We start from the raw sequence: 12,477 nt of genomic DNA, 5'->3' as shown, positions 1-12,477 counted from the left end.
GGGCTTATTCACCAAATGCTTTTTTGTCTGCGTCAGATAAGTCTGACCATTTCACTCTGTTGTCCCAGCTTTCTTCGTAATGCTCTTCCGGAAAGTCATCCGGCGATCTGCCTGCTTTAAAATCTCCGGCACAACGCTGTGCATATAAACGGTTTTTCTCACAACCCGGCGCCGCCGGAATATACATTACGTTCCCCCACCCCTGCTGATTTTCAACCGGTTCTACGCCGTGGATCACATCGCAGTGCCACCACACCGAATCTCCCGGCGACATATCCGGGATGGTTGCCTTCGCCCGCAACAGCAAGCTGTGCCATTTCTCATCCACCGGCAGCACTTTGCGGGGTGATACACCACATAGACTGTCTTCGGGCACATCGTCCAGCAACGGGCGAATAAGCAAATACGCCATCGCAGCCGGCACGGGAATGGTAAACAGCACGCCCTGGTCCCGTTTGATTTCACTTAATGCCGTCCAGCCCTGAAACGTTCTGAACGCCGAACATTTCGTTGTTCCGCCTTCATATTCATTCACGAGCGGTCGCCAGGCTGCATCCCAGGGGTCGTACTTATCAAAGTTGCCGTCCAGAATATGGCGGAACACCTTCTGATATGCCGGTAATAACCATCTTTCAAGCGCACCGGAATCGGTGTGTGGTCCGAGACCGCCGGATGTCACGCCGGGCGGGCGGCGTCTTACACGATCGGGGTAAATATAATTGCATGCAGGATCAAACCATTTCCTGCCTTCCGATTCCGTTTTCCAGAATGAATTTAAGAATACCTGTACATCCTGCATGCGACTACTGAGGCGCGCTTCCATCTGAGGTTTAGACCAGTAGATAGGAAATATTTCAGGACGGGACGCCGACAAGGTCCCGAAAAAGTCATCTCCCGGCCCCCGGTACTGATTATCAAAATCGTTAGATTCCACATAATCCACCAGCTCTTTGTCCCACTTCACGGCCTGTTCACGGGGAAAGTGCTCCCGTACCACCAGACATCCCCGTTGTTTTACCCCGGCCATCACATCCGCAGAGACCGTACCGGCGGCAATATCTTCATAGTTTGCTTCAGGCCAGCCTGTGTTGCCGTTTTGAATATCCTGTTCAATAGCCTGAATGTTTCTTTCCAGTCCCGCGACAATACTTTCCAGCAGAGCAGGTACATCACCAATGCGCTCCCGCCATAGTTGTTTAGTGTCTTTAATGGCTTTTTCGATATCGTCGGGCAGATACGATTTAGACGTCTGTTCGCTCACAATACTTCCCTCTCATTTTATGGATTATTAACCTCACAATTAAATAAGTAAGGTTTCCTAACTTGTTAAATTATACTAGTCTGGGCATCGCATTGAGTAAAGACATTTTTTTCATTTCGTTAACAAAGCAGATTTAAGAGAAAGGAAGCAGCACACGATGTCAGCCAAGCCTGATCACCGGCCCGGCAGCCTGGCCATGCGCACAGACCAGCAGTTTTTTCAGTGTCTGGAGAAAGCGCAGCGTTTGTCCCGTGCAGCCATCGCCAAAATGACCGGGATCTCCAAACCCACGGTGTCAGAATCTGCACAAAGACTGACTGAAAAAGGCATGATTAAAACCGCATCTGAAATGGATAACGTGTCATCAAAGCGTCCGTCGGTTATATATGAAATAAACCCGGATTTCGGGGCCCTGCTCTCCCTCGCACTGGAAGAAAATGCCACCTGGATACGTATCACGGATTTTACCGGAAATACACTTTCTGAAGAGTTTGTGACTTATCCCAAAGGGCGTTTGCAGGCAGATTTCGTGCAGAATATGTTCACCCTCACAGACAAAACCCTGAAGACAACAAACGCACCGCTGCTCGCTACGGGCGTGTCTGTGGCCGATCCTGTTAGTCCGGTTACCGGTAATGTGCTGGCCCTGCCTCACTCTCCTTTTCCGATGGCGCACGGCCTTCAGTTTGCACAGCTGCTTGGCGATCGTTACCACTGCCCCGTGACCGTCGATAACGATGTAAACTGGGCCACACTCATCGAATATTTGAATGACGGCTGTCAGAATTTTGCTTATATCCATCTTGGCAGAGGTATAGGCTGCGGCCTCATGCTCAACGGTAATATTGTGCGTGGTGCTGACGGTATGGCCGGTGAAATTGGTTATGTCAGGCTGGGCACTGCGCCACCGCTACTTGAATCTCTGTATACTGAACACTTTTATGAAATGGCGCTGACACCCGGCAACGCACTGCCCGCAGAGGTGCTGAATGCCACCGGTAAGGTGGTGGCTGCTACCTGCGTTCTGACCAACCCGGAAAAGGTGGTGCTCGGCGGTCAGCTTTGTCACCATCCGGCACTGCAAGCCTGCATTGAAGATGCACTGGCCAGTAATATTGCCGGCACGGCTATTTCTGTTACCTCAGAGCCGGAAAAGGCACCGTTATACGGCGCATCTGCCGGTGCCAGAGAACTTGCACTGGAGAAACTGGCTTTACTGGATCCCACCGCCCCGGTGCTGCGTGGTTACAGCCGGAACGTTTAATTTCATCTCACCTTGCACATGACACACTATTTTCACCATGACCGGGTGACCGGAACATGCATACAGGAACCTGCGGAATGAATACGCTTACAATCACGCCGGACTTTTCGCCATGGCGTCAGGGACTGAAGGATGCCCTTCCCTTGTTCGGGGGTTATATTCCCGTAGCCATCTCCTTTGGCTTAATTTCAATACAAGCTGGTTTCAGCGTATTTGAAACCATTCTGATCTCAACATTCATCTATGCCGGTGCTTCACAATTTTTATTTGTAGCAATGGTGGCATCCGGTGCCCCCCTTCCACTTGTTGTACTGATGACACTACTGATTAACGCCCGCCATATGGTCTATGCACCGAATATTGCCAGGTACATGGATTCAAATAAACGCTGGTTTCCTCTGATGCATGGTCTTACCGACCAGGTATTTGCACTGGCACTGGTGCGCTTGCCACAACTGCCCAAAGCACACCGGATGGCATGGTATACAAGTTTAGGCTTGCTGGCATGGTTCAGCTGGATTGGCGGTACAGCACTTGGCGCAGTAGCCGGCGATACACTTACCCAACGCTGGCCACTCGTCAATGAAGCCCTGCCGTTCGCCCTGCCCGCCCTGTTTGCGGTATTGGTTGCCCCCCGCTGCAACAGCATGTTGTGGACCACCACTCTGGTCACCGCTGCGGCGCTGTCTATGCTGTGCAAAATAGCAGGTTACCCGAATGCAGCCATTCCCCTTGCCGCCTTAGCCGGCGCCATCGTGTTTTATGCAATTAAGGCAATGCAACCCGGAGACAGCCAGAAATGAGTCAGGAAATGTGGCTGACCCTGGTAAGTATTGCCGTTGGCACTTATTTAATCAGACTGCTTCCTTATTTGTGGATGCGCAAAAAACTCGCTAAGCATGCAAATGATGAAACAACACCCGATATGCCAGACTGGCTCACCGTATCCGGCCCGGCAATGATAGCCGCCATGCTCGGCAGCTCGCTGGTACCGGTACACCTCACCATCCCCTCCTGGACAGCAACGGTAGCAGGCCTGCTGGCAACACTGCTTGTATGGTCGAAAACCCGCTCGATGGGATTACCCACTCTCACCGGCGTGGTGGTGTTCGGGGCCGTGAAGGTGGTTTTGGGGTGAGTAAAATAGCTTTGCGGGAAAGGTCAACTGCCCGGGTACTCTAAGAATATCTTTTAGTTTTTCTTTGTCTGGCGGAATTTGTAGGGGATGTATAAACCTTTCACAAGACAGGGAATGGACAATGGACTAAACCGCTCCGTGGTAAGATTCTCGCTCCCACATCTCTAATTTTATTCTGATTTTGTATTGCACTTCTATCCTGAATAAAGGGCAATGTCGTCCTGAATTCCCGTAGGGTTGCGATAGTTGTCATACCGGGCTGATTGCGTACAACTCCTGTCGTAACCGGCGTTTTCCGAAGCGTCAGGGGCGAGTGCCAAACGCTGGGTTCAGGCCAGAGAACAACAGTTGTTGCCGGTAAAGTATTACCATGTGGTGTTTACCTTACCTGGCGAGGTGGCGCAACTGCGATTTACAACAAAGGAAAAATGTATCAAATGCAGTTAATCGTTGCCGGTACACGCAGGCGCCCGCTTTATATATGCTGCAGGTTAATGACAATAAAATAATCCATCATGAATGCGCAAATATAGCATTCTCTTTCGTCGAGCACCGGTGTTAAATATTGTAACAAACGCTCCAACATTCGATAACAACGTAAAAATAAAATTGAATAGCTACAAGTTCTTCGAAGCAATGCGGCTGAGCTAGTTCCGGCAATGTTATTTTTAATTCTGGCCATTTTAATCCCTGAATCACCACGCTGGCTAACGCAAAAAGCTCGCTTTACTGAAGCGCGAGAAGTGTTGGCTAAAATTGGTAGTAGCAGCTACACAAGTAAGGTTCTAACCGAACTAAAGGCTAATTTGTCAGTAAGGCATGGCAGTGGATTTGGGGATTTGCTATCACTTAAACCCGTGTTAATCATTGGTATAGTACTGGCTGCATTTCAGCAATGGTGTGGCATCAACGTAGTATTTAATTACGCGCAGGAAATTTTTACCAGCGCAGGATTTGATATTGACGATACACTAAAATCCATTGTAGCAACCGGCTCTGTGAACTTAATTTTTACTTTACTCGCTTTACCTTTAGTTGACCGTCTAGGGCGACGTAAACTCATGTTATTCGGTTCAATTGGTTTGACGATTATTTATGCCTTGATTGCACTGGCTTATCAAACAGGCACTTTAGGTTTGCCTGTTCTGCTGCTGGTACTGTGTGCAATTGCAATATATGCGATGACATTGGCACCTGTTACCTGGGTATTACTAGCTGAGCTTTTTCCTAATCGGGTTCGTGGCGTAGCTATGGCTATCGGTACTTTTACTCTTTGGTTTGCTTCGTTTGTTTTAACTTACACTTTTCCATTGATTAATCATACTTTTGAAGCACAAGGGAGCTTTTTGATTTATGGCATTATTTGTTTACTCGGGTTTATCTTCATTTGGCGAAAAGTACCGGAAACCAAACAGCTGTCGCTTGAAGAAATTGAGTTGAAACTGAATATTACTGCTCCGGTTGAGCCAAAATCACTACAGCAGAGTGCAAATGAGAAACAAGGCTAGGGTTTTCAACCCTAGCCTTGTTGATCAAATCATCTTCTAGGACAGATTTCCCCTTAACCCCAGTTCACTTAGCGGACCATCTGGCTCAAGGACATCCCTAACGAGGCCATTTTATTCAACACTGCCACCCGGGCCATGACTTCACCCACCTGCGCGTCATAAACCCGTAAACGAAGCTTGTCACCGGTCAGGGATTTATATCGCCACATGGCCGTCTCAGCCAGCGAACGTTTGCGGTAATCCGTTTCCTGCTTCCATTGTTTGAGTTTGCCAGCCTGTAATGCCTTGTGCGCAGGTTTTTAATAAAAATTATAATAAAGCAATTTACCCGGATTTTTTTTAACGTAGAAAAAACTTTACTTTACACAATCAGAATACTGTATATATTTACACACACTGTATAAACATACTGCGGTGAACACATGCTGGTTAATCTGTCGATCAAAAATTTCGCTGTTGTTAAGCAATTATCTGTCAATCTTGAGTCGGGTATGACGGCCATCACCGGTGAAACCGGTGCGGGTAAGTCTATTGCCATTGACGCACTCAGCCTTTGTCTGGGTGAGCGGGCCGATGCCGGCGCGGTGCGTAAAGACGCGCCTAAAGCAGAAATCGTTGCCCATTTTAATCTGAAAGGCCATAAAGCTGCGCTGGCCTGGCTGGATGAGCAGGAATTGCTGGATGAAGATGACGACAGCTGTTTTGTGCGCCGTGTCATTTCCCGCGAAGGCAGATCGAAAGCGTTCATTAACGGCACACCGGTATCGCTGCAACAACTGAAACAGTTCGGCCAGTACCTCATTGCTATCCATGGCCAGAACACGCACCTTCAGCTTTTGAAAGACGATTATCAGCGAAAGCTGGTGGATCAGTATGCCGCGCATCCTGCGTTGCTGAGCGCCGTGTCAGATAACTACCGCTTGTGGAAACAGAAGCAGTCGGAACTGAAAAACCTGGAAACACAGGCGCAACAGCGTGCTGACCGTCAGCAACTGCTGGCCTACCAGGTCCAGGAGCTGGATGAATTTGCCATTGAAGACGGCGAATTTACCGAACTGGAAATTGAGCACCGCAGGTTGAGTAACGGACAGACCTTGCTGGAACAGGCGCAAACGAGTTTTTATAACCTGTATGAGAATGACGAGGGTAATGCGTTATCCATTATTCAAAATGGTCTTGACCGCCTGTCTGAACTGGAAGAGCACGACAGCGCCCTGACACCGATTATTGCCTTGCTGAACGATGCCTCTATTCAGGTAGAAGAAGCGGCCAGAGAATTACGCAGCTATTGCGATGATCTTGAAATAGATCCTCTGCGGCTGCAACAGGTGGAATCCCGTTACAGCAAGGCCATGGAACTGGCACGTAAGCATACTGTGATGCCTGAAGAACTGTTCGGGCATCATCAGGCACTGGCGGCAGAATTTGCCGGTCTGGAGCAGGATGAGAATCGTCTGGAAGATTTACAGCATGAGGTCGTTGAAGCAAAAGACGCTTACCGTCAGGCCTGTGAAGCACTCTCAGCTTCAAGGCAGATCGCTTCGGTTAAGCTGGCTGAAGCAATTCAGGGGCAAATCCGTCAGATGAATATGCCTCATGCGGTGATTGATATTGCCGTTGATTATCAGGAAGACAAAACGCCTGTGGCGTCTGGTCTGGATGATGTGACTTTCCTGGTATCCACTAACCCCGGTCAGCCGGCAGACAAGCTGGAGAAAGTGGTGTCGGGCGGTGAGCTGTCGCGTATCGGGCTTGCCATTCAGGTACTGACCAGTGACAAACACGCAACACCGACCATGATTTTTGATGAGGTCGATACAGGGATCAGCGGCCCGACCGCCGCCATTGTGGGTGGTTTGTTACGCCGGCTGGGTAAAGTGAGTCAGGTTATGTGTGTTACGCACTTACCTCAGGTTGCTGCACAGGCCCATAACCAGTTGTTTGTGACCAAGTTCAGCGATGGCAGTACAACAGAAACACAGATGTTGCCATTAACGAAGCAGGACCGGATAGACGAACTGGCCCGGTTGCTTGCCGGTGACAAGGTAACCGAATCAGCACTGGCAAATGCCAGAGAACTGTTAGAAAGTGCAGAATCGAACTAATAAGCGGTTGATTGGTCATAGGTGATTGGGTAGCATGCTGTCGCGCATTATTTTGCGACAGCCGCATTCTGACACTGGTTTGCCGGCAAAGGTAATGCCTGTCACTATAATCAAAGCATAACTGGACAAGCTCACGCATGAAGTTGTATCAAATCGCTATTTTGTTAACCGCTGTATTTTTCACCACTGCCTGTAACAACTGGATCTACCGGATTGATGTGCCACAGGGCAACTTTCTGGACGAACGTGACGTTAAAAAGCTGCGTGTTGGCATGACCAAAGAGCAGGTTGTTTATGTTCTTGGCCACCCTGTTGTTGAAGACTCTTTTGATAAGAGCACATGGTATTACGTGTACGATATGAAGCGCGGTATGTCCAAACGCGGTGAAGATTTCCAGAAGCAACTGGTACTTAATTTCGACGGTAATGTGTTGACCACCGTAGAAGGCGACTTCGAACTGTCAGAAGATTTTAATACCCCGCTCGATCAGTAAGCATTTTTGGTCCGGAACACCACATTTTGGTGTTCCGGACTACTTCCGGATACGCTCTCTCCTTCCCCCTGAACGCCAAAAAACCCATAACTCACTGATTTTAAATACATAATCATTTTTGGCTCAGCAATTGCTGAACTCGTCATACTTTTTACACTCATTCGTGTGCGGTTATTGCTCATTATTAAGTGAATCCTTCCCGGTAAAATCGGGAGTATTAACGCCATACCGGACACACATCACTACAAAACGGAAAATAGAATGCTAAACAGGAATCGCTCAATTATTGCTTTATCACTTTTATGTGCTGCCACGCTATCAGGCTGTGTAATCAATGTCGGGGGTAACGGTGATTATCACGATGGCGGCGATGTAAGCAGTGTGCTGGGATCGGTAACCATCTATGAAGGCCGCCATGCTGGTGATGTGTCTTCCGTCAACGGAGACGTGACTTTGCAAACATTTACTGTTGCTGAAGATGTCAGTACGGTGAATGGCAATATCAGTATTGCAGATAACGCTGCAATCAATGATGCGAGTACGGTTAACGGCGATATCAATGCCGGTAAAAACCTGAATGTATTTGGTGATATGTCTACAGTAAATGGCAATATCGGGCTTTCTGTGAATAGTCTGGTGGAAGGCGATTTGGAAACAGTGAATGGCGATATTACGGTGCCGGATGGCGAAATAAAAGGCTCAGTCACAACGCAAAACGGTGATGTCAGCTTGTCAGGCAATACCCGGATCTACGGCGACATCGTATTTGAAGAAACTGAAAATGGCTGGATGAAGAACAAATCCGAACAACCGGTACTTTCAATCACGGACGATGTGGTTGTTAACGGCAATATCATTTTAGAGCGCGCCGTTGTACTTGAGCTTGCTAATCCTGCGCTGGAAAGCAAAGTAATTAGACGTAACAACAGCAACCGCAGCTAATCCCTGCAGGCCGGACAGAAATACATCTGCCCGGCCTGTTTAATCACTTACCGGTTAACTTGACGTCCAGCCAGACCAGGCGGTGATCAGAACTTGCTTCACGATCTTTCACCAGACGGTACAACGGGCTGGCTTTTTCGGGCCAGAAAACACCGCTACCGGTCACTTCAAAGCCATATCTTGACGGTAAAACGTAATCTGCCCTTGCCCCCCAGTGTGCAGTGAACCTGCGGCTGTAAGGCTCTGTTGAATATTCACGGCCACCTTCACTTTCCGGGATAACGTTGCCGTTCACATACCGGTTATCAATAAGCTGTTCTATTACGCCCGGCCTGTGTTTATCACCCGCATCGGCAGCGTTGAAATCGCCTGCCAGTACGAAACGGGTGTTTTCCGGCAGGCCGGATTGTTTACCCTCATCATCAGTAATGTATTCGCCTTTATCCGGAGACAGATAGTCAGCCATCAGCCTGATTTCATCATGGTTCCGCTTACCGTTTCGGTCTTCATCGCCATCGAAATTAGGCGGTGTGGGATGCATAGCAAGTACATGCACAATGCGGCCATTAACGTTAACGGGTATATCCCAGTGAGACTTGGAGCTTAACCGGAACTCAGCCCATTCCTCTTGGTTATACCAGGGAGTATCTGTGGCTGGGTCAACGGGCTTCTGAGCACCGGGCATATCTTTCCACTTAAACGTCTGCAAGCTGTGTACCTGATCATGCACGAAGGGATATTTCGACAATACAACCATGCCGTACTGGCCGGGATACAAGCCAAATCCCCACGCATCACCGCCTGTTCCGGTGGCTTTACCGTCGTTATCCAGATCGAAAGGAGACGGCTCACCGGTGTTCACCGGCGCGAGATAAACGTACGGGTAATCGATAGCAGGTTGCCCGTGCTGACTGACATTCAGATAATTTTGAATAAAGGCCCGTACACCATCGCCCTGCGATTTAATGTAATCAAACTCATTAAGCAAAATAATATCCGGCGCGGTGCGCTGAATGATCTCAGCAATATTTTTGACCTGCGGATTATTGCCATCTGACAGTATCTCTTTAAGCACGTCATCACCGGGCGGAAGCCCTGAAGAAGGGTAATTCGTCGACTCCATACTTACGTTAAAAGTAGCCACTCTCAACGTATCAGAAGACTCTGTTTTCCCGTGCTCTGCCGATAACATGGAGCGGATTTTGTCTACCGGCAGGGCTTTTACGCTCCCGTGAAAACCTTCCACGTCCTCAGCCATCAGCAAACTGTTATAAATGGCTTCCTGCGTTGCTTCAATCACCGCCTCGAATAAAGGTGAGACCTGACTGTTCGCCATGACAGTGGATGAATGCGCCGGTGACTGCTCGTCACGACGTAATGCATCTGCGGTAGAAAAGGCTATAACATAATCGCCGGAGCCGTTTGTCAGGCTGGCACCGGTTCGCGCAACACCGGCCATGGCCCGCTTTGCCAGCCTTTCCAGATTGCGGTCGTCCAGCGGTGCGTCTGTTGCAACCACTATCATGATGGAACCGTCAGCAGCGGTATCGTTATTCAGTTCGTTATACAGGTAGTGCTGATTTAGCGCTTCCCCGGCTTTCAGGCCGTCGATATTCAGGATGCCGCCAAAGTTACTTTGTACCAGTACACCGACTGTGTATCCGCCCAGTGATGCAGGCAGCAAACGGCTGCTTGTACCGATCCCGCCTTTCCATCCGAAGGCGCGGGTACCGCTGCCGGCGCCATTATTCCCCTCTGCAACCGGGCCACTTTGCGCTTTATTGATAGCCTGAATCACATCAGCTTTCGTTACGGTTCTGCGGCGGATGTCGTTAAGAAATCCGTCGTTGGTTTCACCTACAACAGCATTCACCGATGCCACGTTTTCGTTTCCCGGTTGCGCCAGCGTCCATTCCACCACGCCGGCAATACCTTCAGCCACATTCAGAGTATTAGTAAGCAAAACGGGGGTTTCAATTTCACCCAATTCGCGGATTTGACTGATCCCGGCCATTTTGCCGTAACCATTGCCCACGTATACCGCAGCCGGTACCTTACGCTGCCGTAAATTGCCCTCTGCCGGAATAATGGCTGTCACGCCGGTGTGAACGTCTTTTCCGTTATGAAGGGTTACCTGCCCCACCCGTACGCCTGCAACATCGGTAATACTGTTCAGTTTTCCGGTCGCAAGTACACCAGGCGCGATGCCTATATCACGGGCTCTGACCTGCTCTGCGTCTGCGCTGACATGCATCAGCGGCAACACCAGCAGTAACGCGGGAAGAATTCGTTTTCTCATGTTGTTTTCGTTTTTTATAAATACAAATGGGGAAGGAAAAGTGTCACACGATAGTGCAAAAAACTCAAAAGGAAGACGGCTACGTACCGGTTATAGAAGACTGATGGCATGTTCAATTAAAAACAGACAGGCACCAATCAGCCCGCCCACCAACGTACCGTTAATACGGACTTTTTGCAGATCTTTACCGATGTTCAGTTCAATTTGTTCCGCCATCTGGTTGTCATCCCATGCCAGAATGGTTTTACGGATATGATCAGTAAGAAAATCTGCGAGCTCCGGCGCCATCGCTCTGGCGGCTTCTGCGATGTGTACATCAACAGCGTTTGCCAGTTGCTCATCGTTGGCCACGGATTTACCTGCTTCCTGCAGTGCATGGGATAAACGGTTTGTGAACTTGCCGTCTGTGGCTGCAACATCATCGATTAACCAGCGTTTCACGTCGCCCCACACCTGAAACAGGTACTGCTGAAGGGTATCGTTATTCAGCAACTGGTTACGGATATTTTCCAGCTTCTCTGTCATAGCAGGGTCGGTTTCCATCCTCGCGGTGAAGTCCTCCAGCTGGCGGTCGAAACTCTTGCGTACCGGGTGTTCGCTGTCATTGGCAATATCCGCCAGAATGCTCACGATGGCTTTGGAAGCGATGTCAGCGCCCTGCTCGCTCAACCAGGTGGTCGGCAATATTTTCTCCAGTCGCCGGTACTCTGCTTTCAGCCAGCTATGCAGCTTTTCAGCAATAAACATCTGACTGTCAGGCCGGTGAGCAAGTTCTGCGATTTTATAAAGCAATTGATCCAGCACCTCCTGATGGCGCTTATCACGGGTCAGAACCCGTAACGTGCCGGCTGCGAGAGGTGAAAGATCCATTTTCAGCAGAGCCCGCTTTACTCCGCTTACCATCATGTCCTGAACGGGTTTATCATCCAGCGTGTTAATGATCCCCACCAGCGAGCGCGCAGCGAAGCGACTCAGACGGTCTGCGTTTTGAGGCTCGCGCAACCACCTTGCCATTCCCTGAGCAGGACGGGCATCATTGACCAGTTTTTCGATAGCGACTTCATTGAAGAATTTTTCTTTCACAAAGCGGGACAAATTGCCGGCAACCGCCGCTTTGTTATTCGCTACGATATTCGTGTGAGGGATTGGAAATCTGGCCGGAATAGGCCTGAACAATGCGCTGACGGCAAACCAGTCAGCCAGCCCGCCAACCAGCGCAGCTTCTGATGCCATCTTAATGAGTCCGGCCCAGGCGGGCCATGGCGTTATCCACTGCCGGTACTCTGCCAGCGTCGCAAGAATAAAGACAAACGCAGCTCCCACCAGCCAGAAAAGGGCGATGCGTTTTGCACGCCGGAGCTGCTGCTGTTTATTATCCGGTAGCACGTTTGTCCTTGTATTAATATTGCCTCATTTACCTGACTGCACGTCATCAGGCATATACATCCTATCCACTATATGGTGAT

General features: G+C 49.4%; 11 protein-coding genes and 2 pseudogenes. 8 read left to right on the top strand and 5 right to left on the bottom strand.

Annotation, left to right across the window (positions count from 1 at the left end):
- Window positions 1-4 precede the first annotated feature (4 nt).
- A complete protein-coding gene (locus DS731_RS08495; protein ID WP_202980715.1) occupies window positions 5-1,261 on the bottom strand; it encodes a YbiU family protein in 1,257 nt (418 codons plus the stop codon).
- Between the two features lie 157 nt (window positions 1,262-1,418).
- On the opposite strand from DS731_RS08495, the gene DS731_RS08490 reads away from it, so the two are divergent.
- The 5 genes and pseudogenes from DS731_RS08490 to DS731_RS08470 all read left to right on the top strand — a co-directional run bounded on the left by DS731_RS08490 (window position 1,419) and on the right by DS731_RS08470 (window position 5,171).
- On the top strand, window positions 1,419-2,525 hold the full coding sequence (locus DS731_RS08490; protein WP_119500913.1) for an ROK family transcriptional regulator: 1,107 nt from the start codon (window positions 1,419-1,421) through the stop codon (window positions 2,523-2,525).
- A 77-nt stretch (window positions 2,526-2,602) separates the two neighbouring features.
- Complete coding sequence (locus DS731_RS08485; RefSeq protein ID WP_119500912.1) at window positions 2,603-3,328, top strand: AzlC family ABC transporter permease; 726 nt, start codon at window positions 2,603-2,605, stop codon at window positions 3,326-3,328.
- Window positions 3,325-3,663 (top strand): AzlD domain-containing protein, encoded by a 339-nt coding sequence (locus DS731_RS08480; RefSeq protein WP_119500911.1) that lies wholly within the window; start codon window positions 3,325-3,327, stop codon window positions 3,661-3,663. The genes DS731_RS08485 and DS731_RS08480 overlap by 4 nt, the downstream gene beginning before the upstream one ends.
- A gap of 238 nt (window positions 3,664-3,901) precedes the next feature.
- Window positions 3,902-4,130 (top strand): annotated as a pseudogene (locus tag DS731_RS22425) (transposase zinc-binding domain-containing protein); the annotation flags it as partial.
- Window positions 4,131-4,322: 192 nt separating this feature from the next.
- Complete coding sequence (locus DS731_RS08470) at window positions 4,323-5,171, top strand: MFS transporter (RefSeq protein WP_119500910.1); 849 nt, start codon at window positions 4,323-4,325, stop codon at window positions 5,169-5,171.
- Between the two features lie 68 nt (window positions 5,172-5,239).
- On the opposite strand, the gene DS731_RS21935 is transcribed toward DS731_RS08470, so the two are convergent.
- Entirely contained in the window at window positions 5,240-5,380 is a 141-nt protein-coding gene (locus DS731_RS21935) for a hypothetical protein (protein ID WP_161599132.1), read from the bottom strand.
- 213 nt (window positions 5,381-5,593) lie between these two features.
- Here DS731_RS21935 and recN point away from each other — a divergent pair, with 213 nt between their 5' ends.
- From recN to DS731_RS08455, 3 genes are all read left to right on the top strand, one after another.
- Window positions 5,594-7,276 (top strand): DNA repair protein RecN, encoded by a 1,683-nt coding sequence (recN, locus tag DS731_RS08465; protein WP_119500909.1) that lies wholly within the window; start codon window positions 5,594-5,596, stop codon window positions 7,274-7,276.
- Window positions 7,277-7,413: 137 nt separating this feature from the next.
- Window positions 7,414-7,770: an outer membrane protein assembly factor BamE gene (locus DS731_RS08460; RefSeq protein WP_119500908.1), complete on the top strand. Its 357-nt coding sequence runs from the start codon at window positions 7,414-7,416 to the stop codon at window positions 7,768-7,770.
- A gap of 261 nt (window positions 7,771-8,031) precedes the next feature.
- Window positions 8,032-8,712 (top strand): hypothetical protein, encoded by a 681-nt coding sequence (locus DS731_RS08455; RefSeq protein WP_119500907.1) that lies wholly within the window; start codon window positions 8,032-8,034, stop codon window positions 8,710-8,712.
- A gap of 43 nt (window positions 8,713-8,755) precedes the next feature.
- On the opposite strand, the gene DS731_RS22250 is transcribed toward DS731_RS08455, so the two are convergent.
- The 3 genes and pseudogenes from DS731_RS22250 to DS731_RS08445 all read right to left on the bottom strand — a co-directional run bounded on the left by DS731_RS22250 (window position 8,756) and on the right by DS731_RS08445 (window position 12,397).
- Window positions 8,756-9,904, bottom strand: coding sequence for an endonuclease/exonuclease/phosphatase family protein (locus tag DS731_RS22250; RefSeq protein ID WP_181013668.1), 1,149 nt, complete (start codon window positions 9,902-9,904; stop codon window positions 8,756-8,758).
- Window positions 9,905-9,997: 93 nt separating this feature from the next.
- Window positions 9,998-10,966 (bottom strand): annotated as a pseudogene (locus DS731_RS22245) (P1 family peptidase); the annotation flags it as partial.
- A gap of 135 nt (window positions 10,967-11,101) precedes the next feature.
- Window positions 11,102-12,397: a DUF445 domain-containing protein gene (locus DS731_RS08445; RefSeq protein WP_119500905.1), complete on the bottom strand. Its 1,296-nt coding sequence runs from the start codon at window positions 12,395-12,397 to the stop codon at window positions 11,102-11,104.
- Window positions 12,398-12,477: the final 80 nt, after the last annotated feature.

It is taken from the genome of Alteromonas sp. RKMC-009 (assembly GCF_003584565.2).
Lineage (GTDB): Bacteria > Pseudomonadota > Gammaproteobacteria > Enterobacterales > Alteromonadaceae > Alteromonas.
The sequence above is the reverse complement of the archived record's forward strand: the minus strand, read 5'-3'. Positions and strand labels throughout refer to the sequence as shown.